Here is a 26,692-nt window from a genome sequence, read left to right as displayed (position 1 = left end):
CATGATCAAGGACTTTATCCTCCCTGATATCGGCGAAGGCGTGGTCGAGTGTGAACTGGTTGACTGGCTGGTCAGCGAGGGGGAGGTGATCAAAGAGGATCAGCCGGTGGCGGACGTGATGACCGACAAGGCGCTGGTTCAGATCCCCGCTCCCTACGATGGTGTGGTGACCAAGCTGTACTACCAGAAGGGTGAGATTGCCAAGGTGCACGAGCCGCTGTTCCAGGTGCAACTGGAAGGCGAGGCCACCCCGGCTGACCAACCGGCCGCTGCGCCGGTGGCCAGTGCGCCCACTGAAGTGCGTGACTTTATCCTGCCGGACATCGGGGAAGGCATCGTCGAGTGCGAAGTGGTGGATTGGCTGGTAGCCGAGGGTGACCCGGTCGAGGAAGACCAACCGATCTGCGACGTGATGACCGATAAGGCCCTGGTGCAGATCCCGGCCAAGGAAGCGGGCATCATCAAGACCCTCTATTACCGCAAGGGGCAGGTGGCCAAGGTGCATGAACCCCTGTTTGCCCTGGAAGTGCCCGCCAGTACGGATGCGGTGGCCTCAACGCCGGCCAGTGCGCCGGCTGACGCTGCGGCCAACACCCGTCCCGCCACGCCGGATGCGCCGGTGCGCAGTGGCAAAGCGTTGGCCAGCCCGGCGGTGCGCCGACTGGCCCGTGAGCATGACGTCGATCTGGCGCAGGTGGCGGGCACCGGCAAGAACGGCCGGGTCTTTAAAGAGGACGTGCAGGCCTACCTGAACGGCACCCCGGCAGCGCAACCTGCGGCCGAGCCTACGTCTGCCCCGGCCCCTCAGGCGACCCCTCAGGCGGTGCCGCTGCTGGCCAGTGGTGAAGATCGGGTTGAACCCATCCGCGGCATTAAGGCCGCCATGGCCCGCCAGATGACCGCGTCGGTCCAAACCATCCCGCACTTTACCTACTGTGAAGAGCTGGATCTGACTGAGCTGGTGGCGCTGCGTGCCCGGATGAAGCAGCAGTACGCCGATGCCGGCGTGAAGCTCACCCTGATGCCGTTCTTTATCAAAGCGTTGTCGCTGGCGATGAGCGAGTTCCCGGTGCTGAACAGCCGGGTTAACGACGACTGCAGTGAACTGACCTACGTTGCCGACCACAACATCGGCATGGCCGTGGATGGCAAGCTGGGGCTGATTGTGCCCAACGTTAAGCAGGTGCAGCATAAGAGCATCGTTGATGTCGCCAATGAGGTGACCCGACTGACCCAGTCAGCCCGTGACGGGCGAGTGGATCCGGCCGACATCAAGGGCGGCAGCATCTCCATCTCCAACATTGGTGCGCTGGGCGGTACCGTAGCGACCCCCATCATCAATAAGCCGGAAGTGGCCATTGTGGCGCTGGGTAAGCTGCAAACCCTGCCACGGTTTAACGCCAATGGTGAGGTGGAAGCGCGCACCATCATGCAGGTCAGCTGGTCCGGTGATCACCGGGTGATCGACGGTGGCACCATCGCCCGCTTCTGCAACCTGTGGAAGCAGTACCTGGAGCAGCCTGAAGCGATGCTGATGGCGATGCGCTGATAACGACAGTCAAACCCAAAAAGGCCGGCAGATTGCCGGCCTTTTTTGATCCGGCCGATTGATCCATCTGGCGGGTAAAAGCCGTTTCGATTTCCGTCACTTGTGCATTTAGTGAACAGCGTTTAGGTTGTGAAGTGTCTGAGCCAACGGGGATGAACCCATGCTACTGATGATTCTGGCTACCATGTTGAATGTGGTGGGTGTGGCGATGCTATTGGCGGAACCGACGGGAAATGGCCTGTGGGTGCTGCTGTCAGGGGTAACTCTCACCCTGATGCCCTGGCTGCGCCAGCTGACCGGGCTGAAAATATTGAACCGAGTCAGCTGATAGTCCGCTGAGTTAACTATACTTTCGTCACGTTACAGGGAGGAGTGGCGATGACACGGATTTTGTTGCTGGCAGTGGTGCTGTGGTGCGGCCCCCTGTTGGCTGCTGACGGCCCACAAGCCCCAACCTCCCTGCGCTGGTTCACGCCTGAGCTGGCGTTTCAACTCTCCGATTATCAGCAACTGCTTTCCGATCTGGGCCTGCTACAGCCAGGCCCCTATGCCTCGGTCGACGCTCATGATCAGGCGATCACCACCGCCACGCTGCGCCTGCTTGAGTTGCGCCAGCAGCTGCGCGGCGGGGGAGAGCCATCCCCCCAGGCGCAGTTGATGGCGGCAGAACAGCAGGGCCAGCTGGACCGGCTGATCGCCAACCTGACCCCCGAGTACAGGGGCTTTGCCCGGTTACGCAGCGCCCTGGTGCGGGAGCGCCAGATAGAGCGGGTTCCGATCCCCGGCCTTGCCCCCCTGCAATCGCTGGGGCTGGGCCAGAGCCACCCGGACCTCGCCCAGCTGCGACGGGCGCTGGCGATACGACTGGGGGAGGCACTGCCCCCCACGCTGCAGGACAGGCCGGTGTGGGATCCCCCTTTTACCGCACTGCTTAAACAGTATCAGGACAGCAACGGGCTCAGCGCCACTGGCCGATTGGACAGCGCGACCCGGCGCCATCTGGGCTCGGTCGGACAGGATCGTATAGCGGCGATTCAGTATTCGTTACGCCAGTGGTACCAGTTGCCGGACCGCATAGAGGGCTATGCCATGCTGGTCAACATACCCCGTTATGAATTGCTGGTGCTGAACGATGAGGCGGTGGAGCTGGCGGTGCCGGTGATTGTGGGCAGCCCGGCAAATCCCACCCCAAAGATGAACAGTTACTTCAGCAGCGTCACCCTCAATCCCTCCTGGACGCCACCGATGAGCATTGTGCGCAACGAGCTGTTGCCCGGCTATCGGCAGGACCCCACCACACTCCATAGGCAAGGTTTTGAGTGGGTCGGAAAGGGACAGAGCCGATTGCCCTGGACTCAGGTTACGCCGGAGAACGTGAACAACGTGCTTGGCCGCTATCAGCTGCGGCAGAAGCCCGGACGCAACAATCCCCTGGGTAAAGTGCGTTTCAACCTGGCGCAAAGCCGGGCCATCTACCTGCATGACACCAATAACCCCAGGCTGTTCCGTCAATCGCAACGGGCGCTCAGCCATGGTTGCGTCAGGGTGGCGGAGTACCAGCGGGTACTGGACTATCTGCTGGCCAATGAATCCAGTGGGCGTCAGCGTCAGGTGGCACAGGCGCTGCAGCAGCATGATTCGGTCACGGCGCGGGTCGGGTCACGGGTCGCGGTTTACCTGGTGTATATGCCGGCCTGGGTGGGGCCGGATAACCGTCTGCATCTGGTTGACGATGTTTATGGCTGGGTGGCCGGTTAAGCCGGACCGGTTTTATTGAGTAAAGCGGTGTTTGCCTGCCGGTATGCTGGTAAAGCCTCCAAAACCGGAGTTATCTCATTCCGTTTTTCCGCTTTATTGCCCGGTTTGCGACGAAATAGTCATCCGGAGCTTTGGGAAATCTTTAAAACCTACTCTTATACTTGGTTTTTATTGGTATCAGCCGATAGGCCCCGATGCCACAGGGTTTTGTATCTGCCCAGCCTTTCCTGTGTCTCCCTTCGCCCTAGCAAAAACTTTTCGAAAAGTCCTGCTTCTTGCGAATTTAATGCGAGCGTGAGCGTCATTCATTTTTGACGGTGTTGAGCGTATGCCATGAAACCCATCAAGAACAGCAGGATAGCAAAGTCGATAAATCGAGAAAGTACGCAGATTAGATCCAAAGGGTCTATACCTACCGACCTGCCCGGCAACAAAGATCTGAGTCAACCGATTTTCTGCAGGGCAACTTTTCCCACTCTGGACTACGGTTTAAGTGAGGTGGGTGTGTTTGGGCGGTCTGCCCCCGTATCAACCGGATGTTCCGGGGAGTTTTTCGATAGCTGGTCAACTTTGGAGGTTGAGCATGATTAAGCAAGCATTACTGAATTTTTGGAATGATGAGTCTGGTCTGACTGCCGTGGAGTACGCCATTGCCGGTGGTCTGGTGGTTGGTGGCATGGTGGGCGCATTCATCGCTTTGGGTGACAGCGCCACCGCGCAAATCGAATGCCTGGATGATGCGGTAAATGGGACCAACTGCGCTGACGCCCCTGCTGACGGTGGCGCCGGTTAAACCGGTTCTGCTCGCTGGCTGATTGATGACAGTCAGTCAGTGAGCCACTTTTGTGTTTGCGGTCCGTGCGTTACGTGAACACCGAATTGTTTGACAGGCAGTCATGACGCACGGTGACCTATGAGCAGCATTACTCCTTACGACAGCGTGCAGACCGGCTTGATCGTGGTCGGTTTTGCCCTCGCCTTAGTCTGTGATCTGCGCACTCAGCGGATCCCTAATGTCCTGGCCTTACTGGCCTTGTTTTCCGGTTTGTCTTTCCATCTCTACCACTCCGGATTGGCCGGTGCAGGCATCGCTCTGGCCGGTGCGGCCGTGGCATTACTGATGGTGCCGCTCTACGCCAAGGGCTTTATCGGCGCCGGTGACGTCAAGCTGATGATGGGGATGGGAGCGCTGATGGGACCGGTATTGTCACTGTGGGTATTGGCCCTGGGCATCGTGTGCGGTGCCCTGGTTGCCCCCCTGTTGGCCGTCAATCAGGTGGGGTGGGACGGGCTGACCGCCACCGCCAAGCGTTACTACCAGTGTTTCATGACCCGCCAGTACTTTGCCCCGGAGCAGGGTGAGGCGGCGGCTACTCGGGTGCCTTACGCACCGGCACTGGCGATGGGTTGGGTGCTGACACAATGGTTGTCGTTACCCGGCCTTTAGGGGGGAAGAGGGATGTTTCTGAATTCGTCGAATAGCCAACCCAGTGTGGCGCCGCAAGAGGAGCACCAGGCTGATCGGGTGGATACCTCACCGGCCACGGTGGCCAATAACCCTATCGGCTTGGAGGACACCGGGCTGGAGCCGGGGCTGTTGCTTAACCTGATGGTGAAGCACCTCTACGACGGTGACGCGTTGACCCTGTTGCAACTGAGCCAACGGTTGGCGCTGCGCGGCAGCATCGTGCAAGCCTTACTGAGTGAAGGTAAGGAAACCGGACTGGTGGAGAACCGCCAGACCAGCCGCTCCGGTCAGCAGCGTTTCTCCCTCAGTGGCGAGGGGCGTCGTCAGGCTCAGAACCTGTTTGCCACCAGCGGCTATCTTGGCCCGGCGCCGGTGCCATTAAACCAGTATCGCGACGTGTGTCGCCAGCAATCCAGCCGCCACCACCAGATCACCCGCGAAGACTTTGTTGAGGCGATGAAAGAGGTGGTGGTGCCCACCGGTTTGCTGGAGCAACTGGGCCCGGCGCTCAACTCCACCCGTCCCCTGCTAATCTACGGCCTGGCGGGGACCGGGAAATCCTTTCTTTGTCGGCAGCTCAACCGGTTGTTCCAGGACGAGGTGCTGATCCCCCATGCCATCGCTGTGGGGCACCACATCGTTCAGGTTTACGACCCGCACTTCCATCACAAGATGGAGGAGGACCACGGTGATGAGCTTGAACTGGTGGCGGAGCGCGTCGATGGCCGCTGGCATCGGTGCCAACGGCCCCTGTTGATGATTGGGGGCGAGTTAACCCTGTCGATGCTGGACATCAGTTTTGACAGCAACAGCCGCACCTTCCGTGCCCCGATTGGGCTGACCGCCAACAACGGCATTCTGCTGATTGATGATCTCGGCCGTCAGACCATCTCACCGAAAGCGATTTTTAACCGCTGGATTCTGCCGCTGGAAGAGGGCCGGGATTTCCTTTCGCTGCCCAGTGGTGAGCACTTTGAAGTGCCGTTTGAGCAGCTGTTGCTGTTCTCCACCAATCTGGCGCCCGCCGAACTGGTGGATGAGGCCTTCCTGCGTCGCCTCGGCTACAAGGTGCATTTTGGCCAGCTGGACAAGCAAACCTATCTGAAGATTTGGCAGCAAAACTGCGACAGCTTCGGCCTTGAGGCGGAGCCGGGGCTGATGGATTGGGCGCTGGATCGGCTCTATCCGGAAGCGCAGAAGCCGTTGCTGCCCTGCCACCCCCGCGACCTGCTCTCCATTGTCTCCGATCAGGTGCGGTTTGGTGGATTGCCGCCGGTTATCACGCGTGATCTGTTGAAACACGCCTGGGATCTCTATTTCGTCAAAGGGTGATGCTTCACCCGGTTACTACACCAGATCGCCAGCAGTACCGGCTTTATGGGAGGAGTTGAGTTATGCGCTCATTGTTTTTTGTCCTTATCTCCATCGGCTTTGGTATTGGGGCCGTGTTGCTGGCTCAGAACTGGCTTAAGCAGGGGCAACCGTCCGATATCGATGACAATCGCCAGCCGGTGATGACCATGGCCATCAGTGTGCCCTCCGGCACCATCATTCAGGAGAAGCACCTGGTGCTGAAGTCAGTACCGCCGGGGTTGGTGCCGGACGAGGTGCTGTCCAAGCCCGAACAGGTGGTGGGGATGGTGGCCAAGTTTCCCCTGGTTGAGGGGGACTTTCTCAGTCGTCAGAAGCTGGTGCCCAAGGGCGAAGGCAGCGTGCTGGCGAGCCTGATCGCCCCCAATATGCGCGCCGTCACCATCCGGGTGAATGACGTGGTTGGGGTGGCGGGTTTTCTGCTGCCCGGCAACCGGGTCGATGTTCTGGTGACCCTGGCCAAGCGGCGCAGTGCGGATGAGACCGCTCAGACCGAGGTGGTGCTCAGCAATCTCAAAGTGCTGGCGGTGGACCAACGGGCCAATCAGGACAGCAATCAGCCGGTGCTGGTGCGTGCGGTGACGCTGGAGGTCACGCTGGAGCAGGCTGAAGAACTGATGAGCGCCCGCAGCCGCGGCAACATCCAGTTGGCGCTGCGTAACCCAAACGATGATGTTGAGGTGGCGGTGGCCAGCGATGAGGCGGCGCAAACCGCACAGGTGGCGCCGGAGCCGGTGGCAGCACCGGTCAGCGAGCCGGTAGCGCCCGCGCCGGTCACTCAGCGCCGACGTTTCGAAGTGATTAAGGGAACTCAGCAACAGACCATTACCGTGGGGCGGGAGTTGTCCACCGTTCCGGCACCCACCACCATGGCGAAGAAGGATGGATAACGATGAAACACTGGCTATCACAACTTACGGAAAAGGCGTCGGCAGGTTCGCGTTCTGGCCTGTTGGGGCTGCTGCTCATCGCCCTGTTCAGTTTCCCGGCCAGCCTGATGGCGGGGGGCAAAACCGGCATGGTGCCCTACAGCTTTCCGGTGCCGATCCACAAATCGAAAACCATGTCGTTGGCCAACGCCGCCGAGCGGGTCTCGGTGGGTAACCCGGCGATTGCCGACATTCTGCTGATCAACCCCAAGGAGCTTTACATCCTCGGCCGGCAACTGGGCAGCACCAACATCATGGTGTGGGATGACCAGGACCGCCTGGTGGACATCGTCGATATCGAGATCACCCATGACCTCAATGGCCTGAAGGAGAAGCTGCATCGCTTCCTACCCGATGAGCCGATTGAGGTGCACAGCTCTCAGGGCCAGTTGGTGATTGGGGGCCAGGTCTCCAACCTGGACCGCATGAACATGGCCCTGGACCTGGCCCACGGCTACGCCGTTGCCGCCAACAACTCCGACAACACCAGCACGGTGCTGAACCTGATGAGTGTGGGCGGCGGCCACCAGGTGATGCTGGAGGTGACGGTGACCGAGGTGCAGCGCGAGCTGGCCCGGACACTCGATTCCGATTTTGCCCTGGTGTTTGAAGGCTCCGACTTTATCGGCGGTTTGCTGGGCGGCGATGGCCTGATCAGCAACAAAGGGATCTTCGGCAGCTACGTCAGCGGCGATGTGCTGTTTGATTTTGCCATCGACATGGCGAAGCAGCAGGGGCTGGCCCGGGTGCTGGCGGAACCCAACCTGACCACCATGAGTGGCCAGATGGCCGAGTTCCTCTCCGGCGGGGAGTTCCCCATTCCGGTACCAGACCGGGATGGCACCACCATTGAGTACAAGGAGTTTGGTGTCGGCGTGAAGTTCGTGCCCACCGTGCTGGACTCCGGCCGCATCAATCTCAACCTCAATGTGCTGGTGAGTGAGCTCAGCAACGCCAACGCGGTTGGGGTGATTCCTGAGGGGTCCACCACCGCGCTGGTCACCCCCTCCATCACCAAGCGCAGTGCCAACTCCACCATTGAGCTGGGGGATGGCCAGACCATCGCCATCGCCGGGCTGCTCAGCAGCACCGTGCGGGAGAGCATGGACGAGTTGCCCGGACTGGGTGAGATCCCGGTATTGGGTCAACTGTTCTCCAGCCAGGAATACAGAAATGGGGAAACCGAACTGGTGATCCTGGTGACGCCTCGCCTGGTTCGTCCGGTGGACCGGGAGAAGCTGGTGCTGCCCACCGATGGCTTTGTTGACCCGACCGATCTGGGTTTCTACCTGATGGGGCGGCTCTCTAAGCGTGACGAGGATGTTCAGCCGAACACCAACCCGAACAGTGCGTCTGCCGAGACGCAGACCGCGCTGCCGCCGACCGACGGTGGTGGCACACAGAACAAGTACGGTCACTCCCTGTAGAGGACGAGGTTATGAAAATTCAACTTGCTGGCGGACTGGCCCTCATCCTGCTGACGGGGTGCCAAAGCAACAACGTAATGGAACAGTTTGCGCTGGGCGGCACCACCGCCAGCGTCAAACAGATGGAGATTCTGGATCCCGATGCGGCCCGTCGTGACGAGGGACGGATCAATGATCTGGATGGCCAGTATGGCGACACCGTTATGGACAACTATCGCAAATCCGCTTACGAGCCCAAATCCGCTCGCGGCAACCTGAGCCGCTTTGGCGTGGGTCGGGGCGGCGGCAATAACTGAGCCAAGACAGCAATTGAGTGGAGATCAGCCATCATGTTAACCACCAAAACCATAGGGAAGGGGCGACGCCGACAGCGCGGGGCGGTCATCATCATGATCACCATTGCCATGTTTGCCATCCTGGCGATGGGGGCTCTGGCACTGGATGGTGGCCACCTGCTGTTGAACAAGGCGCGCCTGCAGAATGCGGTGGATGCGGCGGCACTGTCCGGCGCCGTCGCGATTCAAAAGGAGTACGACTATCTTCGGGCCCGGCAGGAGGGGCTGGTGACCTTTACCAGCGCCCTGGGCGCCCAGGATTTTGCGGAGCTGAATGACCGGGTCAGCCTGTCGGTGCTGAACTTTGCATCGGATGAGGTCAGTCCCCAGATCACCGTGGAGTTCTCGGAGCGGCCGGATCCCTTTGTCCCGGTGTTAACGCCGGGGGCGCAATACGTGCGGGTGACCGTCAGCGATGTGCCGCTGAACAACTTCTTTGCCCAGGTGATGGGGGTGGATAAACGGGTCAGTGCGGTGGCGGTAGCTGGCCCCAGTACCTCAACACCCCAGTGCAGCACCGACCTGCTGCCAATGATGGTATGCGCTGAAGATTTGGGTGAGGACAACTTCGGCTATCCGCTCAACAAGATGATGGCGATGAAGATCTCGTCGCAGCAGAACACCCCCATCGGTCCCGGTAACTTCCAGCTGATCCGGCTGGGTGACAACACCGGGGCGGCGGACATCCGGCGGGCCATGGCCGGGGAGTCCGCCGGTGACCAGTTCTGTTTTGGTTACGACGGCCCTAATGCCACCGAGCAGGTGGAAACCGAGCCGGGTAACACGGTGGGCCCGGTGGCCCAGGGGCTCAATACCCGGATGGGGCGCTGGCAGGGCCCGGTGAACTCCGACGATCACCCGCAGGATTGGGACACCTGCGTGGGTGAGCCGCTGGACGTCGACAGTGATGGCAACATCACCGACAAAAATGGCAGCCCGATTACGATTCCTGATGGCACCGCCGACTATCACGCCTATATGGATACCAACTACCCCCAGTACTACCACAACGGCTGGTACAACAGCGTTGAAGGCCACTCCTGTCCCGCTGCTGCTGATGGTTCCGACAGCTTTGACCGCAATTCAAACAGCAGCGCCATGGGGATGGAGAAGCGGCGTGAATTCTCCATCGTGGTGGCCGACTGCGGCACTGGCAACAACAACGGCCAGAACAGTCTGCCCTTTGTCGGTTTTGCCTGCTTCTACCTGATGCAGGAGGTGGTGCAGAAGGGCAATGACGCGTTTGTTCTCGGCGAGTTTCTTGGCGATTGCACCAATGATGCCGGTGGGGTTTCGGAAACCCCGAATAACACCGCCGGGCCCTTCCGCATCGTGTTGTACCACGCGCCTTCCAGCGAGGATTCGTGATGATGAGACATACGCTGATACAACGGCCCCGGCGCTCTCGCCAGCGGGGGGTTGCCGCGATAGAGGCCACCATCGCCCTGCCGATTTTGTTCCTGATGTTCTACGCCGTCGGTGAGTTTGGGCGCCTGCTTTACCAGTACAACCAGCTCAACAGCCTGGCCCGTAACGCGGCGCGCCATATGATCAGCTTCACCTCGCCCAACTCTACGGGTGCCCTGGGGATCTCCGAGACCATCGAGAGCCAGGTGCGCAATATGGCGGTGACCGGTCAGCTCAGTGGCGGCACCCCGCTGCTGCGGGGCTTAACCGCCGATGCGGTCACCATCAACCTGATTGAGGGCGATCCGACAGACCCGGCGCTGGTGGATGTTGCCACGCTGTCCATCACCTACGACTGGACACCGATGTTTGGTGAGAGCATCCCCGGTTTCTTTGGTGACGCGGTGGACCTGAGTTGGGACATCACCGCCACGGTGACGATGAGGCCGCTATGAAACGACATCAACAAGGCGCTTATGTGGTTGAGTTTGCCATCGTCGCGACGGTGGTGTTCGTGATGCTGTTTGCCTGCCTTGAGATAGCCCGCCTGATGTACAGCTACAACGCGCTGACCGAGGTCTCTCGCCGGGCCGCACGTCTGGCGGCGGTGTGTGCCCCGTCACCGGGCACCATGGAACCCACCGACGCCATGAAGGCCCTGGCGCTGTTTGACGGGCGGCAGATGGTGGCCAACCTCAGCGCCGACAACCTCGTTGTTGATTACCTCACCAATACCGGTGCGCTGGCGGCAAGCATTCCCGACACCACCCAGGTACGCGCCACCGTCGCGAACTATCAGCATGAGCTGATCATTCCTGGTTTGTTTATTCAACTGAACTCTCCCGCTTTTCGGACATTGATGCCCTCGGAAAGCCTGGGGCAGACCCGATACGCGGATTCCAATACGGCAGAAACCATAGACGGTGTGACCTATTGCAGTTCCACTGGAGGCTGAACATGAACGCATCGAATACCTCTTATAAAACCGGCGCGAACCACCTTCAGGAGATGGATAACGTGGAGCACCTGGAACGCCTTACGCGGATGAAGACCCTGCCCGTGCTGTTGCCGACCCTGATGATCAGTACGGTGCAGGAGGAGGGGCGTCTGCTGGCGGATATGCTGGTGTCGGTCCCCAACGTCAAACTGACCCACGTCAGCACCAGTCAGGTCGATGCCAGCTACTTCCAGGCTCATCGGCTGCTGGTGCTGCAACTGCCAAAAGACCATGAGCTGGCACTGCAGATGCTGGAGAGCTACGCCGGCAAGTGTGAGTACATGCTGGTGGTGGGCGAGCACTTCTCGCCGGAGTTGATGCGCGAGGCGATGAAAGCCGGAGCCCGGGACTATCTGCCGTTGTATGGCGCCAAAGAGGAGTTGTTTAAGGCGCTGTTCGATGTGGCGGATGCGGTCGCCAAGGCTACGGCGCTGGCGCCCACCTTTGTGGTGCTCAACAGCAAAGGGGGCTGCGGCGCCAGCTTCCTCGCTGCTGCCATTGCCGACCAGTTCGCCTGTCGGCAGGAAGATCTCAAGGTGGCGCTGGTGGATGGGGACCATGTGCAGGCGGGCCAGTCGCACCTGCTTAACCAGGAGCCGGAGTACTTTTTCCACCACGCTCTGGCCCAGGCCGAGGAGCTGGATGAGTCGGCCCTGATCGGGATGATGAGTCAGTTGGAGAACCTCCACCTGCTCTCGGCCGCCCCGTTCAGCCAGCAGGACCGCACGGCGGTGAACTACCTGCAACTGCCCCAGTTGATGTTCAAATTGCGCAGCTGTTACCAGGCGGTGGTGGTGGACCTGTCGCGGGGGCCGGAGAATTGGGCCAACCCCATTCTGATGGAAGCCACCACCATCCTGCTGGTGATGCAGGACAGCCTGGCCTCACTGCGCAGTGCCACGGCGACGGTGAATCACCTCATCAATGACCTGGGTGTGGCGCGCTCGCGCATTCAGCTGGTCTACAACCGTTACTCCCCGAAAAACCGCATGGTGTCGTTGGCGGACGCCAAAAGCACCTCCGGCGTCGGCATCGTCTTTACCGTGCGAAACGATTTTCAGCGGGTCAATACCTGCCTGGATGAGGGACGTCGGCTCTCGCGCTTTGCCGCGAAGGAGCAGGTTACCCGTGATGTGGCGGAGATCTGCCAACAGCTGATCCCGATGGAACAAGAAAGCCAGCCGTCAGGTTTCTGGACCAAGCTCTGGCGCTAATAGAACGAGGTCAATGTTATGGGACACGAATCGAATCCGGATATGTCGCTGCACCAACAGCTGCTTTCGCCTCAGGAAGAGGAGGTTAAGCAGGACCTGTACGAGCGCCTGCTCAGCATGCTGGATGTTTCCAAGCTGGAGGTGATCCCCGAGCCGGAGGCCCGTCAGCAGATCACCCGGCTGTGTAACCAGATCCTCAGCGACAACCCAAGGCCGCTGAGCCTGGTGTCGCGGGATAAGATCATTAAACAGATCAACGATGAGGTGTTGGGGCTGGGGCCCCTGGAGCCTCTGCTGGCGGACAGCACCATCTCCGACATCCTGATCAACAGCGCCAGCAGCATCTTTGTCGAACGTTTCGGTAAGCTTGAACCGGTGCCGATGCGCTTCCACGATGACCGCCACCTGATGAACATCATCGATAAGATCGTCTCCAGTGTGGGGCGACGGGTGGATGAGTCCAGCCCGATGGTGGACGCGCGCCTTCAGGACGGATCACGGGTCAACGCCATCATTCCGCCGTTGGCGCTGGATGGTCCCAGTATGTCCATCCGCCGTTTCACCGTGGACAAGCTCACCGCCGAGCAGCTGATCGACTACAACGCCATCACCCGTGAGATGTATCAGGTGCTCAAGGCGATCGTTGAGGGCAAGCTGAATGTGCTGATCTCCGGCGGTACCGGCAGCGGCAAGACCACCATGCTCAACGTGCTGTCCGGCTACATCCCCTCTGATGAGCGCATCATCACCATCGAAGACTCAGCGGAACTGCAGCTGCAGCAGCCCCATGTAGTGAGGCTGGAATCCCGGCCCGCCAACCTCGAAGGGCGGGGTGAGGTGAATCAGCGTGAACTGGTTAAAAACAGCCTGCGGATGCGCCCGGACCGGATCGTGATTGGTGAGGTTCGTGGTGCCGAGGCGCTGGATATGCTGACCGCCATGAACACCGGCCATGAGGGGTCACTGACCACATTGCACGCCAACACCTGCCGCGATGCCCTGAGTCGTCTTGAAAATATGGTGTGCATGGCCGGTTTCGATATGCCGGTGAAGAACATCCGCACCCAGATCGCCTCGGCCATCCACGTTGTGGTGCAGCTGGAGCGGCAGGAGGATGGTAAGCGTCGGGTGGTGAGCATCTCCGAAATCACCGGCATGGAGGGGGAGGTGATTACCCTCTCCGACCTGTTCGTGTTCCGGCGTCGCGGCCGGGATAAAGAGGGCAACATTCTCGGTGAGTTCCAGGCGACCGGTGTCATTCCGCGCTTTTACGATGAACTGGTCAGCAAAGGGATCAACCTGTCCCACGGGCTGTTTGGCTCCAATGAGAGCTTCGAGATCATCTGAAGGGGGCCATCATGAGCATCGAACTGATTTTCCTTGGCTGCGTCTTCCTGGCGGTGATTCTGTTGTCCCAGGCGCTGTTTATCCCGGTGTACCGCCCTAAGCGTGGTGACACCAAGGTGGTTAAGGAGCGACTCAACCGGCTTGCTCAGGAGTGGGGAGACGAAAAAGCCGCCGTCTCGATCGCCCTGGAGAATCGCCTTAAAAAGGCCTCGCCGCTGGGCAAAGCCATGGAGCAGAGCCAGTTTGTCAGCGACCTCACTTTTAAGCTGCAGCAGTCTGGTTCCCGACTGTTGGGTTACCAGTTCCTGTTGATCGCCTTGTTTTCTGCACTGGTGGTCGCCGTGGCGGTGTGGTTATGGCGCAGTGAGTGGTTTCTTGCCCTGACCGCCGCCATCATCGTGCTGGCGCTGTTTAACCTCAAGCTCAACCGGGACTTCAATAAACGGATGGAGAAGATTGAGGAGCAGTTTCCCGAAGCGCTGGACATCCTGCGCCGGGGTATCCAGGCCGGTTACGCCTTTCCCGATGCGATCAAGCTGACCTACGAAGAGATGGATGGGCCGATCGCCTACGAATTCAAGGTGATGTTTGCCGAGATCAACTACGGCAAAGACACCCGGCGCGCCTTGCTGCACTTTATTGAGCGGGTGCCGTCGGTATCGGCCATGGCCTTTTCCACCGCGGTTCAGGTGCAGAAGGAGACCGGCGGCAACCTGGCGGAGAATCTGGAAAACCTGACCCGCATCATCCGCAAGCGTTTCCGTTTCCAGCGCCAGGTCAAAACCTTTTCCGCCCAGGGCCGGATGTCAGCGTGGGTACTGGTTTGCGTGCCGCTGGCACTGTTTGGCTACCTCTATCTTTCCAGCCCAACCTACGCCAGAGAGCTGACCGATACGGAGATTGGTAACACCCTCCTGACCATTGCGGGCATCGGCATGCTGATCGGCATCTACTGGATCTCCCGCCTGATAAGAATCGAGGTGTAAGCATGGATTATATTCTCGGTGTCATTAATGAGGTTCTGAACGACCGCCAACTCTCCACCTACCTGTTTTACGCCATTGCAGCGGCGGCCGGGGTGATGCTGGCGCTGGCGTTGAGTTTCCTTTTTTCCGGCCTGTACTCTCCCACCCGGATGCGCCTTAAGGAGCTGAAAACCGGCGCGGTGGCCTCCGGCTCCGGAGCCAATTTCGACGACGCCCTTGAGCATGAAAACCGGGTGCGGGAAGGCTTGGTCAAGCATCTGAGCGTGGACAACTCCGGCAGCCGCAAGCGCCTGATCCACGCCGGTTTCCACTCCAACAGCGCGCTGGCGATCTACAACGGGTTGAGACTGCTGTTCCTGTTGCTGATGGCGATGGTCAGCATCATCGCCATCCCCATGATGGTGGGCCTTTCCACCTTTATGCAGATCTACATCATCGTGATGCTGATGGGGCTGGCGATACTCACGCCCAGTTTTATTCTGGACCGGTTCGCCGCCAGCCGGATGCGCAAAATCCGTAACGGATTTCCGGATGCGCTCGACCTGCTGGTGGTGTGCTGCGAGTCCGGCCAGGGGCTGCTGGCGGCCCTGCAGAGGGTCAGTGTCGAGTTGCGCGTCAGCCACAAAGAGCTGGCCGAAGAGCTGCTGCTGGTGTGCCAGAAGAACCGGGCGGGGATTGAGCTCTCCACCGCACTGCACGAGTTCTCCGAACGCACCGGTCTGGACGACATCCGCGGCCTTAATGGTGCCATTACCCAGAGTCTGAGGCTGGGGACTGGGATCGCCGAAACTCTGCGGGTTTATGCCGATGAGTACCGCGACAAGCGTATGCAGGCGGCGGAAGAGATGGCCGCCAAACTCGGGGTTAAGATCATCTTCCCGATGTTGACCTGCATCTGGCCCTCGTTCTTTATCGTCGCGGTGGGCCCGGCGGTCATCAAAGTCATGGAAGTGTGGGACAAAATCTGAACAGGGATGGCTTATGAAAAACCGATTAGTAAATGCCACCACCGGACGCTGGCTGAGCGGTGCCGTGTTGGTACTGGCGCTGGCGGGCTGCCAGTCGGCCCCTCCGGTGGCCACTGGCCCCAACGTCGAACAGCTGCAAAAGCAGGCCGTCAGCGCCCAACGGATGGGGCAGTACAACACCGCACTGAAAGCCTATCTGGAGCTGCTGGACGCGCAGCCCGATAACCTCGAGTACCTCTATCAGATTGGTCAGATTCAGGCGCAACTGGGGAAAAATGACCACGCCATCACCGCTTTTCAGGATGTCCTCAAGGTTCAGCCTGACCACCTGCCTGCCATGACCTCTCTGGCGCTTCTGCATATGGCCCGTGGTGATAACGGCCAGGCCCGTACCTACCTCGACAAAGCGATTCGGCTGGACCAGAAGCGCTTGTATGCCGAAGACACCAGCATTCAGGTGCAGCTGGGCGAGTCCGGTACCCAACCCTGGCATGCCCTTGATGAGCGTTCGCCGCTCAAGGCTTACCAGGCGCTCGGCATTCTGCGCGACCTGGATGCCGACTTCGATGGCGCCCAGGCCCTCTATCGACTGGTGCTGACGCTGCAGCCCAGCAACGCCAAAGCCCTGAATAACCTTGGCTACTCCTACTACCTGGCGGGTGACCTGATTCGGGCGGAAACCTATCTGCGCCGGGCGACACAGCGGCAACCGGAGTTTCTCCGGGCCTGGACCAACCTGGGGCTGGTCTATGTCCGCCAGGGGCAGAGCGAGCGGGCTTTTCAGGCGTTCCGCCGGGTGATGCCGGAAGCCGATGCCTACAACGACATCGGTTATTTCGTCATGCTCGAGGGGCAACTGAAGGAAGCGGAGCGCCTGTTTATCAAGGCCATTGATGCGTCACCCATCTACTTTGCCACCGCCCAGGACAACCTGCGTGCGGTACAGCAACTGCAGCTTCGAACCCGGGTGGCGGACAGTGATGCGGTGCGGGAAGCGGTGATTAAGGCCCGTTTTCAATCCGGTGGCTTCTCACAGTCCCATTCGCTGGTCGGACATTGATCCCATTCTGAACGGCGCCCTTGAGCGCCGTCACTCTGCGGTTAACCTTGGCCGGCCGTTTTCGTATAATGGCCGGACCAACGTTGTTGAAGCCAAAGAACCGGAATGATTGAAGCCCCTGTTGTCGATGACCTGCACTACCCGTTCCCGCCCAAGCCGACCCCGCTGAGCGATGAAGCCAAGCAGGCATACCGAGAGCGCATCAAGCGCCTGTTGAAAGAGAAGGATGCGGTCCTGGTGGCCCACTACTACACCGATCCCGAGATCCAGGCCCTGGCCGAGGAGACCGGTGGCTGTGTGGCGGATTCTCTGGAGATGGCCCGGTTCGGGGCGGAGCACCCGGCCTCTACCCTGGTGGTGGCGGGCGTGCGCTTTATGGGCGAAACCGCCAAAACCCTGACCCCCAACAAGCGCGTACTGATGCCGACGCTGGCGGCCACCTGCTCCCTCGACCTCGGCTGCCCGGCCGACGAATTTACCGCCTTCTGTGATGCCCACCCGGACCACACCGTGGTGGTGTACGCCAACACCTCTGCGGCGGTGAAAGCCCGGGCTGACTGGGTGGTTACCTCCAGCATCGCATTGGAGATTGTTGAGCACCTCGACAGCGAAGGGCACAAGATCCTGTGGGGTCCTGACCGCCACCTGGGCAGCTATATCGCCAAGCAAACCGGTGCCGAAATGCTGATGTGGCAGGGCGCCTGCGTGGTGCATGACGAGTTTAAGGCCAACGCCCTGTTTGACCTCAAGCGTCAGAACCCCAACGCCGCCGTACTGGTGCACCCTGAGTCACCGCAGTCGGTGGTGGAGATCGCCGATGCTGTGGGCTCCACCTCGCAGCTGATTAAGGCGAGCCAGGAGCTGCCCAACGACACCTTTATCGTCGCTACCGACAAAGGCATCTTTTACAAGATGCAGCAGCTGTCACCGGAGAAAACCTTCATTGAAGCGCCCACCGGCGGCAACGGCGCCACCTGCCGCAGCTGTGCCCACTGTCCGTGGATGGCGATGAACGGCCTGGACGCCATTGAGCGTGCGCTGACCGCCGAGGACAAGACCGAACACGAAGTGTTTGTGGACCCGGCACTGGCGGAGAAAGCGATGATTCCGCTGAACCGGATGCTCGACTTCGCTGCCGAACTGCGACTGAAGGTCAAAGGCAACGCCTAACCCCGACCTCTATACTGAAAACGCCGACTTGCTCGGCGTTTTTTTGTATGAGGTGGCAATGGAAACGGTGGCGACAGGGATACGGGAAAGGGCAGCAACTCAATACGATACCGCGTTGCAGCATCTGACGGGTGTGGATGTGGATGGCAGTCCTGAAGCCCTGCATCAGTACCGGGTGCACCTGCGCAAGGCGCGCAGCCTGTTAACCCTGTACCGGGACGCGCTGGCAGACACACCGGCGGCACTGTTGGCGCAACTGCTGGGGGAGCAGGCCCGCGCCGCCAACCTGGCCCGGGATCTCGATGTCTTTTGGCCCAGTCTGGATCCGGGGGCGCTCAAGGATGAGGTCGGGCGTTTGCGTCAGCGCACCTATCGGATTTTTCACGCGGAGGCTGAGCAACAGCAGCGGGACCGAGAGCTCGCCCTGTGGTTACTGAAACTGAGCTGGCCCTGCGATGGCCGGGTATTGGCCCCCGAAACCGAGCGGGTGCGCCAACACCTCAAGAGCCGAATTGAACACCAGTGCCAGCGCTTGCTTAATCGCTCCAGTACGCCACAGTGGCATCGTCTGCGCATCCTGATTAAGCGTTGGCGCTATCTGGAGACCTTGTGCGGTGAGCCCAGCCAGCTGGCGTTGTTAAAAGAGGGGCAGACTTTGCTGGGGGATTTCAACGACCTGTGCAGTCAGCGAATCCTGCTGAAGCCCTTGCAGGCGGGGAAGGGCAAAGCCGCCCGCCAGGCTCGCCAGTACCGGGCAGAGTTAAAAGCGGCTCAAATGACCCAAAAAAACGCGCTGGATGACTGGATACAACATCTTTTGATGAAAAATAGCGCAGACGCGCCGATTCGATAAAAAAGCCGTTGACGTATCGGGGCCACTTCCCTAATATGCGCAACCCGTAGCGGGGCACAGCGTCAAGCGATTCCGCTGCAACAATTTAAAGGTCAGGTGTCCGAGTGGCTGAAGGAGCACGCCTGGAAAGTGTGTATACGGCAACGTATCGAGAGTTCGAATCTCTCCCTGACCGCCATCTTCAACAAAACCCGCACAGTGTTGCGGGTTTTGTCGTTTTAGAACGCAGGCAGCCGTAGCGTGGGCCTGTGGCCCACGGAGCGACGCCAAATCGGTGCACCTGTCTCGCCCTGCCACTATCCGGCGCCTTTATTACCTAAGCCTGGCAACGTCCAGCGGTATGACCCTCACTGCCGAATGCCGTGGGCACTATGGCCACGCCACGACGACAATGCCACAGCGCCGTCGGGTGAACTAATCGCCCTCAATTCCCCCCCGGAAACGGCCTCTGTGCTCCTGAGTCCTGCTGACGCTATCCTTGCTGATAAGGAGCGAATCATGACCATACAACTGCATCTGGGCGATATTACCGAGCTGAATGTCGATGCCATCGTCAATGCCGCCAACCCAACGTTGCTGGGCGGTGGTGGTGTGGATGGCGCCATTCATCGCGCCGCCGGACCGGAGCTGAAAGCGTTTTGCCGTACTTTGGGGGGCTGCGCCACCGGTCAGGCCAAACACAGCCCGGGATTTGCCTTACCCGCCCGTTGGGTGATCCATACGGTGGGGCCCATCTGGCAGGGGGCGACCAAAATGAGGCCCGCCAGCTGGCCCACTGCTACCAAAACAGTCTGGTGTTGGCCGAGGAGATTGGGGCCAACAGCATCGCCTTCCCCTGCATCAGCACGGGCATCTACGGTTACCCGGCGGACCGCGCTGCCCGGATAGCACTGGATGTGATGCAGGCGTGGACGGCTCGGATGCAGCTGACTGTCTGCTGCTTTCGCGAGTCGGATCTTTCGCACTACCGCGCCCGTCTGGCCGATGGCCGTCGGGCGGGGCAATAGTGACCGCAAAGCGTTGTAATCCTGTTCATTGTGGCGCAGAACTGCGCAAACGAATCATTTTGCCAAAAACGACCCTTGACGGTAGCGGGGGGGATCCGTAAAGTACGCCTCGTCGAGAGGGGAGAGCCCCCAAGACAACAAAACAAGGTCAGGTGTCCGAGTGGCTGCTCGGAGGCAGGGCCGACAAAATCGCCACGCTCAGCCGTGCGATTCAGCCACACCTCGTAAGAGAATGTGGTCGAGAGGAAAACTCGTCAAAGCAAACAATTTAAAGGTCAGGTGTCCGAGTGGCTGAAGGAGCACGCCTGGAAAGTGTGTATACGGCAACGTATCGAGAGTTCGAATCTCTCCCTGACCGCCATCTTCAACAAAACCCGCACAATGTTGCGGGTTTTGTCGTTTTAGAACGCAGGCACGATGTCAGGGAGAATGAGAAGGCTCGGCAGAGTTCGCAACGTAGGCGCGCAGCGCCGAAGTGACGCCGCTTGCGGCGGCCCCGAAGGGGTGAAACTCCTCTCTCCCTGACCGCCATCTTCAACAAAACCCGCACAATGTTGCGGGTTTTGTCGTTTTAGAACGCAGGCACGATGTCAGGGAGAATGAGAAGGCTCGGCAGAGTTCGCGCTCTTTATAAGAGATGGGCGCTTACGCCGAAGTGACGCCGCTTGCGGCGGCCCCAAAGGGGTGAAACTCCTCTCTCCCTGACCGCCATCTTCAACAAAACCCGCACAGTGTTGCGGGTTTTGTCGTTTTAGAGCGTAGGCACGATGTCAGGGAGAATGAGAAGGCTCGGCAGAGTTCGCGCTCTTTATAAGAGATGGGCGCTTACGCCGAAGTGACGCCGCTTGCGGCGGCCCCGAAGGGGTGAAGCTCCTCTCTCCCTGACCGCCATCTTCAGCAAAACCCGCACAGTGTTGCGGGTTTTGTCGTTTTAGAGCGCAGGCAGCCGTAGCGTGGGCCTGTGGCCCACGGAGCACAACCGGAATAGGGTGGCTGGCCGAGTCAGCGTGTTGCCGTTGGTGATAAGCCCACATGACGAAAACCCGGCACCAACAAAAAAGCCCACAGGAGTGGGCTTTTTTTATGGCTCAGGCTTGCAGCCCGAAGGGGTCATCCAGGCTGTGGCTGGGCTGGGTAAACCAGACCGGGCCGGTGTCGCCCATATAGAAGTGGTCTTCGAGGCGCACACCAAACTGGTCTGGCACCACCAGCATCGGCTCGTTGGAGAACACCATGCCGGTGGCCAGCGGGGTTTCGTCGCCGCGCACCAGGTAGGGGCCTTCATGGATATCCAGGCCACAACCGTGGCCGGTGCGGTGGGGTAAGCCCGGTAACTGGTAGTCGGGACCAAAGCCAAAACGCGCCAGCTCCGCGCGGGCGGCGTAATCGGGCGCCTCACAGGGCTGTCCCAGCTGCGCGGCCTCAAAGGCGGCGATCTGGGCGGCTTTCTCCGCCTGCCAGGCATGACGCTGGGCGTCACTGGCTTCACCGAAGCAGTAGCTGCGGGTGATGTCGGAGTTGTAGCCCTCCAGCAGACAGCCGGTGTCGATCAGCACCCAGTCATTGGGTTTCAGGATCTGCGCTTCTTTGACGCCGTGAGGGAAGCTGGTGGCCACACCAAACAGAACGATACAGAAGCTGGAACCCGCTGCACCAACCGCTTTGTGGGCTTCATTGATAAAGGCGGTCACTTCGCTGGTGCTGATCCCTTCACGCAGGATCCGGGCCGCGGATTTGTGCACCTCAAGGGTCTTCGCCTTGGCGGTCTGCATCAGGGCGATCTCAGCCGGCGATTTGCAGGCGCGGCAGGCGGTCAGCAGCGGGTCGGCGTTGATCAGCGACAGATTCGGGTTGGCCTGACGCAGGCCATCCGCCAGGAAGAACGCGGCGCTGCCGTCCACCGCCAGGGTGGTCTCGGCCAGACCCAGCCGGGCCAGTTCCGCGCCCACCAGGGCGTAGGGGCTCTCATGCTCATGCCACAGCGCCAGCGGGCCGGGCTCCAGCCAGAAGTCAGCGATGGAGCCGGCTTCGAAGTGGGGAGCCAGGTAGATCAGCTCGCCGCTGACGGTCAGCAGGGCACCCACCAGGCGCTCGCTGGCGTACCATTTCAGGCCGGTAAAGTAGTACAGGTTGGTGCCGGCATTGAGGTACACCGCGCCCACGTTATGGGCCTGCATCTGCGTGATCAGGCGCTCGCGGCGGGCCTGGTACTCTTCGCTGCTGATGGGGGAGTGGGGGAAGCTGAGGGCTCGCAGACGAGCCAGCTCGTCCTCCATGGTGGCGCCACCGACGCCGATTGGCAGAGTCATTGGGGTTCCTTGCTGTTCGGTTTTTGAAGATTGTATACAAAAATCCCCCAGTGAACAGCCCACGCGTCACGAGGGCAAAGAAAAGGTTCGTCGCGGATTAGCGGGGAAATAAAACAAAAGCGATATCACCAAGCGATAAAATCCCGATGACCTCTACTTGTCTCGAAGAGCTGGTGTTTCCTCTGAATCGGAGGAAGCACCCGACTATCACGGCGTAGCCGTCCACCAGAGGCCGACTCGCGGCGCCGAGCGGGAGCGACTGGGAGTGAAGCCGAGGGCCAGGGATGGCCCGAGTGCCAGCCGAGCAGGGATGCGAGTCTGGCCAGTGCTGAATGGGAAGGAGTGGGAGCGAGGGGCTTTCGCCGCGTCGGAGGCATAGGGGAGTCCAGAGGGGCAACGCCCTTCTGGTGCCCGCCGGGGCATCCCGGCAATGGCTGGGTAGGTCGTAACGGGCTCGGAGCCAAGGTTCCCACGAAAATATGCGATAAACCAAAAAAAAGGCGGCCCGGAGGCCGCCAACATGCCAGGAAAGCATTATCCCAGGGTGGCGCCAATCGCCAGTTCGCGGTCTTCGGGCATCTCGTTGTAAGAGAGCACATTGAGACCACGGGCAAAGGCCCGGGCGTAGCGCGCCAGCACCGGGCGCAGTTGCGGTGGCACCAGCAAGATGGCGGGGTGACCCTGCTCCTGCATCATGCCGGTCAGGGCGGGCATTTTGCTTTGCAGCTGGGCCAGCAGCGCCGGTTCGATGGCGAAGCTGTCGAGTGGCACCTGGCCGCCTTTCTGGGCCTGAGCCAGCGCGTTCATCAGGGTCTGTTCCAGCTCCGGCGCCAGAGTGGCCACCTCCAGCTTGCCGCGGCTGCCGGCAATCTGGTGCAGGATGGTCTCCTTCAGGGCACAGCGCACGTCGGCGGCCAGCAGGATGGGGTCCTTGGTGTTCTCGGAACACTCCAGCAGGGTGGTGGCGATGGTGCGGATGTCCTTGAGCGACACCTGCTCACGCAATAGCGCACGGTACACCTTCAATTGCTGGATGGGGGTCAGCGCGCTGTTGAGGGACTCCGCCAGACGCGGTGCCTGGGCGGTCAGCCGGTCGGTCAGCGCGGTGATGTCGTCGTGTTGGATCAGATCCGCCAGTCGTTCCCGCATCAGCTTGCTGACGTGGGTGGCGATGATGGTGGCGGTGTCCACCACGGAGTAGGCCAGGTTGAGTGCCTTGGCTTTGTTGTCCGGGTCAATCCACACGGCATCCATCTGGTAGGCCGGGTCTTTGGTCAGGGTGCCGTCGATGGTGCCGTACACCTGACCGGACTGGATCGCCAGCAGGCGCTCCGGCTCCAGGTCACCGGAGGCCACCGGGATCCCCATAAAAGCGATTTGGTAGCTGGTGGGCGCGAGCGAGAGGTTGTCGCGCACCCGCACCTCCGGCAGCAGGAAACCGGCCTGCTCGGACAGGGTGCGGCGGATGCCGGTCAGGCGGGTCAGCAGCTCCGCGCCCTTGTTCTTGTCCACCAGGTGCACCAGACGGTAGCCCAGGCTCACCTCAAAGGTGTCGGTGTAGGGCAGGGCCTCCCAGGTGGGGGATTTGGTTTCGGCCCGGGCGGCCTCAATCTTCTCCTCCACCTGCTCCAGTGGGGCCGGTGGGGTGAACTGATGCTGTTTCCAGGCCACAAAGGCCAGTACCAGGGCAAAGGCGCCAAACGCCATGGTGGGCATACCCGGTACCACAGCGATGATCGCCATCACCCCGGCGGTGGTGCCCAGTACGGCGGGATTGGCCAGCAGCTGGCGCGACACCTGCTCCGGCATCTCCTCGGCATCGGACACCCGGGTGACGATGATGGCCGCGGCCACGGCGAGCAGCAGCGAAGGGATCTGCGCCACCAAACCGTCACCAATGGTCAGCAGGGCGAAGGTGCGGAACGCGTCACCGGCACTCATGTCGTGCTGGAACACACCGATGGCGACACCACCGATGATGTTGATAAACAGGATCAGGATACCGGCGATGGCGTCACCACGGACAAACTTGGACGCACCGTCCATGCTGCCGTAGAAGTCGGCTTCCCGCGCCACTTCGGCGCGACGATCCTTGGCCTGCTCCTGGGACAGGGCACCGGCGTTGAGGTCGGCGTCGATGGCCATCTGCTTACCGGGCAGGGAGTCCAGGGTAAAGCGGGCACTCACCTCCGAGATACGTTCCCCCCCTTTGGTGATCACCACAAAGTTGATGATCATCAGGATCAGGAACACCACCATACCGACCACATAGTTCCCGCCGATCACCACCTCACCGAAGGCCTGGATCACCTTACCGGCCGAATCGCCGCCCTGGTGACCCTCAATCAGCACCACCCGGGTTGAGGCGACGTTCAGGGTGAGACGCATCAGGGTCGCCAGCAGCAACACCGTGGGGAACACCGAGAAATCCAGCGGTCGGGTGGCGGCCACCGCCACCAGCAGAACCAGAATCGCCAGCACGATATTAAAGGTGAACAGCATGTCCAGCAGCCAGGGCGGCAGGGGCAGGATCACCATCGCCAGAACGGCCAGAAGCAGTATCGGAATGCCGATAAAGCTCTGTTTAATGCCAAGGGATGCCGGAAGGCCAAACTTCATCATCGAGTCCTCGATTTAATGACGCAAATGCTTAGGAATGTGGAAACTGGGCAGCGGCTCCGGCCGCTGCTGCTGACCCCGTCGAAACGCTTTGAGCTGAAGCACGTAGGACAGCACTTGGGCGATGGCCACATACAAGGCCTGGGGCACCATCTGGTCCACCTGGGTGGAGTGGTACACCGCCCGGGCCAGCGGCGGTGCTTCGATAATCTCGACGCCATGGCGGCGGGCCAGCTGGCGCATGTGCAGTGCCAGTTCATCGGTACCTTTGGCCAGAACGAACGGTGCGTCGGCGCGATCAGGCTCGTATTTCAGGGCGATGGCATAGTGCTGGGGGTTGGTCAGCAGCACGTCAGCTTTGGGGATGGCGGTTTCCGCGCGGGAGCGGGCCATTTTTTGCTGGATCTGGCGGATGCGCGCCTTCACCTCCGGCTTACCCTCCATCTGCTTGTGCTCGTCCTTAACCTGCTGACGGGTCATCTTCAGCTCTTTCTGGTGGTCGTAGATCTGCCAGGGCACGTCGATCAGGGCGATAAACAGCAGCACCACACCCAGTGTCAGGATGCCGAAGGCCAGAAAGCTGACGCCTTCGGCGACCGCCTGATCCAGCGGCATGCGGTAGAGCCCCAGCAAGCCCTCCAGTCGACCCCGCAACAGGAAGTAGAGGGTGCCGAGGATCAGCGATACCTTAAGAATCGATTTGATCAGCTCCACCAGCGACTTCATCGAGAACATCCGCTTGATGCCAGCGATGGGGTCGATGCGGCTGCCTTTGAACTCGGCGTTTTTCAGGCTCAACAGAGGGCCACCGGGCAGGGCGCCCGCGACCAGTGCCAGCACGGCGATCAGGAGAAACAACGGGCTCAGCAGGTTGATCATCGCCACCAGCGAGGCGCCGACGTGGCGCACCATCACGTCCGGGGCCATCAGGTCTTCGCGGGTGAGGGACATGTTGTAGCGCAACAGGTCGGCAGTGCCCCGGGCGAACCAGTCGGCACTGGCCAGCAGCATCAGCGCACAGCCGATAAACAAAGCGGCGGTGGCCAGGTCCTTGGAGCGGGGAACCTGCCCCTTCTCCCGGGCCTTTTTAATCTGTTGGGGTGTGGCCTTCTCCGTTTTATCGGCGGCAGACTGGCTCATGGCGTCCCCCCCACAAACTGGTGCATGGCGGTGAGGGCGTCCAGGCAGAGGTCGGTATAGCGGCCGGGCAGGCCACTGAAGGAGATCAGAATGCTCACCAGGCCCAGCATCATCGCCAATGGGAAACCGAGGGAGTAGACGTTCAGGGTGGGGGCGGATTTGTTGAGCACGCCGAAGGTGATGTTCACCATCAGCATCGCCATCACCGCCGGGATGGCCAGCATCAACGCCATGGCGAAGGTCCAGCCAAACTTCATGATCAGCATCATCAGCGGCAGCTCCTGCACGCCGCTGCCGATGGGCCAGAGGGTAAAGCTCTCCACCACAATGCCAAGGGCAACCAGGTGGCCATCCAGCGCCAGAAACAGCAGGGTGCCGTACATCACCATCCACTGACCCAGCAGGGCGTGGTTGACGCCGTTGGCCGGGTCATTCATCACCGACATCGCCAGGCCCATCTGCATCGACAGCATCTGTCCGAGCATGGACAGGATATGCAGCAGCATCGACAGGATCAGTCCCATCATGGCGCCAACCGCCAACTGTTCGAAGGCGATCAGCAGGGCGTGGGCAGAGAGCGGGTCCACCGGTGGTGGGGTCGGCAGCACCGGCCCCACCAGGGTGGCGAGGAAAAACGCCAACAGCACTTTTACCCGCACCGGGACATGGCCGTTGGAGAAGAAGGGCATCAGGGCGAAGGCGCCCGCGATGCGAAAGAAAGGCCACCAGATGCGGCCAATCATCAGCAGAATCTCTTCGGTAGAGAAGGCAAACATGG

General features: G+C 60.5%; 24 protein-coding genes, 2 tRNA genes and 1 pseudogene. 22 read left to right on the top strand and 5 right to left on the bottom strand.

Annotated features, from left to right (window positions below):
- Position 1: 1 nt before the first annotated feature.
- From FBAL_RS12020 to FBAL_RS11930, 20 genes are all read left to right on the top strand, one after another.
- On the top strand, positions 2 to 1,549 hold the full coding sequence (locus FBAL_RS12020; protein ID WP_013345864.1) for a dihydrolipoyllysine-residue acetyltransferase: 1,548 nt from the start codon (positions 2 to 4) through the stop codon (positions 1,547 to 1,549).
- A gap of 160 nt (positions 1,550 to 1,709) precedes the next feature.
- On the top strand, positions 1,710 to 1,877 hold the full coding sequence (locus tag FBAL_RS20455) for a hypothetical protein (RefSeq protein ID WP_013345863.1): 168 nt from the start codon (positions 1,710 to 1,712) through the stop codon (positions 1,875 to 1,877).
- Between the two features lie 50 nt (positions 1,878 to 1,927).
- On the top strand, positions 1,928 to 3,307 hold the full coding sequence (locus FBAL_RS12015; RefSeq protein ID WP_013345862.1) for a L,D-transpeptidase family protein: 1,380 nt from the start codon (positions 1,928 to 1,930) through the stop codon (positions 3,305 to 3,307).
- Positions 3,308 to 3,890: 583 nt separating this feature from the next.
- Positions 3,891 to 4,100 (top strand): Flp family type IVb pilin, encoded by a 210-nt coding sequence (locus FBAL_RS12010; protein ID WP_013345861.1) that lies wholly within the window; start codon positions 3,891 to 3,893, stop codon positions 4,098 to 4,100.
- A 120-nt stretch (positions 4,101 to 4,220) separates the two neighbouring features.
- Positions 4,221 to 4,754 (top strand): A24 family peptidase, encoded by a 534-nt coding sequence (locus FBAL_RS19635; RefSeq protein WP_013345860.1) that lies wholly within the window; start codon positions 4,221 to 4,223, stop codon positions 4,752 to 4,754.
- 12 nt (positions 4,755 to 4,766) lie between these two features.
- On the top strand, positions 4,767 to 6,107 hold the full coding sequence (locus FBAL_RS12000) for a P-loop NTPase family protein (RefSeq protein WP_013345859.1): 1,341 nt from the start codon (positions 4,767 to 4,769) through the stop codon (positions 6,105 to 6,107).
- 62 nt (positions 6,108 to 6,169) lie between these two features.
- A complete protein-coding gene (cpaB, locus tag FBAL_RS11995) occupies positions 6,170 to 7,036 on the top strand; it encodes a Flp pilus assembly protein CpaB (RefSeq protein ID WP_013345858.1) in 867 nt (288 codons plus the stop codon).
- 2 nt (positions 7,037 to 7,038) lie between these two features.
- On the top strand, positions 7,039 to 8,502 hold the full coding sequence (locus tag FBAL_RS11990) for a type II and III secretion system protein family protein (protein WP_013345857.1): 1,464 nt from the start codon (positions 7,039 to 7,041) through the stop codon (positions 8,500 to 8,502).
- A gap of 11 nt (positions 8,503 to 8,513) precedes the next feature.
- Complete coding sequence (locus FBAL_RS11985; protein WP_013345856.1) at positions 8,514 to 8,798, top strand: hypothetical protein; 285 nt, start codon at positions 8,514 to 8,516, stop codon at positions 8,796 to 8,798.
- A gap of 33 nt (positions 8,799 to 8,831) precedes the next feature.
- Positions 8,832 to 10,205: a pilus assembly protein TadG-related protein gene (locus FBAL_RS11980; RefSeq protein WP_013345855.1), complete on the top strand. Its 1,374-nt coding sequence runs from the start codon at positions 8,832 to 8,834 to the stop codon at positions 10,203 to 10,205.
- Positions 10,205 to 10,699: a TadE/TadG family type IV pilus assembly protein gene (locus FBAL_RS11975; protein ID WP_013345854.1), complete on the top strand. Its 495-nt coding sequence runs from the start codon at positions 10,205 to 10,207 to the stop codon at positions 10,697 to 10,699. Before FBAL_RS11980 ends, FBAL_RS11975 begins: the two co-directional genes overlap by 1 nt.
- Positions 10,696 to 11,199, top strand: coding sequence for a TadE/TadG family type IV pilus assembly protein (locus tag FBAL_RS11970; RefSeq protein WP_013345853.1), 504 nt, complete (start codon positions 10,696 to 10,698; stop codon positions 11,197 to 11,199). Before FBAL_RS11975 ends, FBAL_RS11970 begins: the two co-directional genes overlap by 4 nt.
- A 2-nt stretch (positions 11,200 to 11,201) precedes the next feature.
- Positions 11,202 to 12,455: a CpaE/TadZ family protein gene (locus FBAL_RS11965; protein WP_013345852.1), complete on the top strand. Its 1,254-nt coding sequence runs from the start codon at positions 11,202 to 11,204 to the stop codon at positions 12,453 to 12,455.
- An 18-nt stretch (positions 12,456 to 12,473) separates the two neighbouring features.
- On the top strand, positions 12,474 to 13,802 hold the full coding sequence (locus FBAL_RS11960) for a TadA family conjugal transfer-associated ATPase (protein ID WP_013345851.1): 1,329 nt from the start codon (positions 12,474 to 12,476) through the stop codon (positions 13,800 to 13,802).
- 11 nt (positions 13,803 to 13,813) lie between these two features.
- Entirely contained in the window at positions 13,814 to 14,788 is a 975-nt protein-coding gene (locus tag FBAL_RS11955; RefSeq protein ID WP_013345850.1) for a type II secretion system F family protein, read from the top strand.
- A gap of 2 nt (positions 14,789 to 14,790) precedes the next feature.
- The gene (locus tag FBAL_RS11950; protein ID WP_013345849.1) at positions 14,791 to 15,756 is read left to right on the top strand and encodes a type II secretion system F family protein; all 966 of its coding nucleotides are present in this window, start codon (positions 14,791 to 14,793) and stop codon (positions 15,754 to 15,756) included.
- Positions 15,757 to 15,769: 13 nt separating this feature from the next.
- Positions 15,770 to 16,816, top strand: a complete 1,047-nt coding sequence (locus FBAL_RS11945; protein ID WP_013345848.1) for a tetratricopeptide repeat protein — start codon at positions 15,770 to 15,772, stop codon at positions 16,814 to 16,816.
- A gap of 105 nt (positions 16,817 to 16,921) precedes the next feature.
- On the top strand, positions 16,922 to 17,986 hold the full coding sequence (gene nadA / locus FBAL_RS11940; RefSeq protein ID WP_013345847.1) for a quinolinate synthase NadA: 1,065 nt from the start codon (positions 16,922 to 16,924) through the stop codon (positions 17,984 to 17,986).
- A gap of 58 nt (positions 17,987 to 18,044) precedes the next feature.
- Positions 18,045 to 18,839, top strand: coding sequence for a CHAD domain-containing protein (locus FBAL_RS11935; protein WP_013345846.1), 795 nt, complete (start codon positions 18,045 to 18,047; stop codon positions 18,837 to 18,839).
- A gap of 90 nt (positions 18,840 to 18,929) precedes the next feature.
- Positions 18,930 to 19,017 (top strand) — tRNA-Ser (locus tag FBAL_RS11930).
- Positions 19,018 to 19,253: 236 nt separating this feature from the next.
- On the opposite strand, the gene FBAL_RS20545 is transcribed toward FBAL_RS11930, so the two are convergent.
- A complete protein-coding gene (locus FBAL_RS20545; RefSeq protein WP_216086789.1) occupies positions 19,254 to 19,448 on the bottom strand; it encodes a hypothetical protein in 195 nt (64 codons plus the stop codon).
- Here FBAL_RS20545 and FBAL_RS20540 point away from each other — a divergent pair.
- Together FBAL_RS20540 and FBAL_RS11920 are read left to right on the top strand one after the other, a co-directional pair.
- A pseudogene (locus FBAL_RS20540) lies at positions 19,431 to 19,846 on the top strand (macro domain-containing protein). The gene FBAL_RS20545 and the pseudogene FBAL_RS20540 sit on opposite strands and share 18 nt — an antisense overlap.
- 273 nt (positions 19,847 to 20,119) lie before the next feature.
- A tRNA-Ser gene (locus FBAL_RS11920) sits at positions 20,120 to 20,207 on the top strand.
- Between the two features lie 727 nt (positions 20,208 to 20,934).
- Here FBAL_RS11920 and FBAL_RS11915 read toward each other — a convergent pair.
- From FBAL_RS11915 to fliR, 4 genes are all read right to left on the bottom strand, one after another.
- Positions 20,935 to 22,155 carry a M24 family metallopeptidase gene (locus FBAL_RS11915; RefSeq protein ID WP_013345845.1) on the bottom strand — a complete coding sequence of 407 codons (1,221 nt, stop codon included), beginning with the start codon at positions 22,153 to 22,155 and terminating at the stop codon, positions 20,935 to 20,937.
- A 534-nt stretch (positions 22,156 to 22,689) separates the two neighbouring features.
- Positions 22,690 to 24,777 (bottom strand): flagellar biosynthesis protein FlhA, encoded by a 2,088-nt coding sequence (gene flhA, locus FBAL_RS11910; protein ID WP_013345844.1) that lies wholly within the window; start codon positions 24,775 to 24,777, stop codon positions 22,690 to 22,692.
- A gap of 12 nt (positions 24,778 to 24,789) precedes the next feature.
- Positions 24,790 to 25,914 carry a flagellar biosynthesis protein FlhB gene (gene flhB / locus FBAL_RS11905; protein ID WP_013345843.1) on the bottom strand — a complete coding sequence of 375 codons (1,125 nt, stop codon included), beginning with the start codon at positions 25,912 to 25,914 and terminating at the stop codon, positions 24,790 to 24,792.
- Entirely contained in the window at positions 25,911 to 26,690 is a 780-nt protein-coding gene (gene fliR, locus FBAL_RS11900) for a flagellar biosynthetic protein FliR (protein WP_013345842.1), read from the bottom strand. The genes flhB and fliR overlap by 4 nt, the downstream gene beginning before the upstream one ends.
- Between the last annotated feature and the right edge of the window lie 2 nt (positions 26,691 to 26,692).

The organism is Ferrimonas balearica DSM 9799, from assembly GCF_000148645.1.
In the GTDB taxonomy this organism is placed as follows: domain Bacteria; phylum Pseudomonadota; class Gammaproteobacteria; order Enterobacterales; family Shewanellaceae; genus Ferrimonas; species Ferrimonas balearica.
Note: the sequence above shows the minus strand (reverse complement) of the source record. Positions and strands in the feature narration are given on the sequence as shown.

Bases quoted from the DNA above. Each gene is read 5' to 3' on its own strand.
- FBAL_RS12020 (WP_013345864.1), top strand. From the start codon at position 2: ATGATCAAGGACTTTATCCTCCCTGATATCGGCGAAGGCGTGGTCGAG.
- FBAL_RS20455 (WP_013345863.1), top strand. From the start codon at position 1,710: ATGCTACTGATGATTCTGGCTACCATGTTGAATGTGGTGGGTGTGGCG.
- FBAL_RS12015 (WP_013345862.1), top strand. From the start codon at position 1,928: ATGACACGGATTTTGTTGCTGGCAGTGGTGCTGTGGTGCGGCCCCCTG.
- FBAL_RS12010 (WP_013345861.1), top strand. From the start codon at position 3,891: ATGATTAAGCAAGCATTACTGAATTTTTGGAATGATGAGTCTGGTCTG.
- FBAL_RS19635 (WP_013345860.1), top strand. From the start codon at position 4,221: ATGAGCAGCATTACTCCTTACGACAGCGTGCAGACCGGCTTGATCGTG.
- FBAL_RS12000 (WP_013345859.1), top strand. From the start codon at position 4,767: ATGTTTCTGAATTCGTCGAATAGCCAACCCAGTGTGGCGCCGCAAGAG.
- cpaB (WP_013345858.1), top strand. From the start codon at position 6,170: ATGCGCTCATTGTTTTTTGTCCTTATCTCCATCGGCTTTGGTATTGGG.
- FBAL_RS11990 (WP_013345857.1), top strand. From the start codon at position 7,039: ATGAAACACTGGCTATCACAACTTACGGAAAAGGCGTCGGCAGGTTCG.
- FBAL_RS11985 (WP_013345856.1), top strand. From the start codon at position 8,514: ATGAAAATTCAACTTGCTGGCGGACTGGCCCTCATCCTGCTGACGGGG.
- FBAL_RS11980 (WP_013345855.1), top strand. From the start codon at position 8,832: ATGTTAACCACCAAAACCATAGGGAAGGGGCGACGCCGACAGCGCGGG.
- FBAL_RS11975 (WP_013345854.1), top strand. From the start codon at position 10,205: ATGATGAGACATACGCTGATACAACGGCCCCGGCGCTCTCGCCAGCGG.
- FBAL_RS11970 (WP_013345853.1), top strand. From the start codon at position 10,696: ATGAAACGACATCAACAAGGCGCTTATGTGGTTGAGTTTGCCATCGTC.
- FBAL_RS11965 (WP_013345852.1), top strand. From the start codon at position 11,202: ATGAACGCATCGAATACCTCTTATAAAACCGGCGCGAACCACCTTCAG.
- FBAL_RS11960 (WP_013345851.1), top strand. From the start codon at position 12,474: ATGGGACACGAATCGAATCCGGATATGTCGCTGCACCAACAGCTGCTT.
- FBAL_RS11955 (WP_013345850.1), top strand. From the start codon at position 13,814: ATGAGCATCGAACTGATTTTCCTTGGCTGCGTCTTCCTGGCGGTGATT.
- FBAL_RS11950 (WP_013345849.1), top strand. From the start codon at position 14,791: ATGGATTATATTCTCGGTGTCATTAATGAGGTTCTGAACGACCGCCAA.
- FBAL_RS11945 (WP_013345848.1), top strand. From the start codon at position 15,770: ATGAAAAACCGATTAGTAAATGCCACCACCGGACGCTGGCTGAGCGGT.
- nadA (WP_013345847.1), top strand. From the start codon at position 16,922: ATGATTGAAGCCCCTGTTGTCGATGACCTGCACTACCCGTTCCCGCCC.
- FBAL_RS11935 (WP_013345846.1), top strand. From the start codon at position 18,045: ATGGAAACGGTGGCGACAGGGATACGGGAAAGGGCAGCAACTCAATAC.
- FBAL_RS20545 (WP_216086789.1), bottom strand. From the start codon at position 19,448: ATGAATGGCGCCATCCACACCACCACCGCCCAGCAACGTTGGGTTGGC.
- FBAL_RS11915 (WP_013345845.1), bottom strand. From the start codon at position 22,155: ATGACTCTGCCAATCGGCGTCGGTGGCGCCACCATGGAGGACGAGCTG.
- flhA (WP_013345844.1), bottom strand. From the start codon at position 24,777: ATGATGAAGTTTGGCCTTCCGGCATCCCTTGGCATTAAACAGAGCTTT.
- flhB (WP_013345843.1), bottom strand. From the start codon at position 25,914: ATGAGCCAGTCTGCCGCCGATAAAACGGAGAAGGCCACACCCCAACAG.
- fliR (WP_013345842.1), bottom strand. From the start codon at position 26,690: ATGTTTGCCTTCTCTACCGAAGAGATTCTGCTGATGATTGGCCGCATC.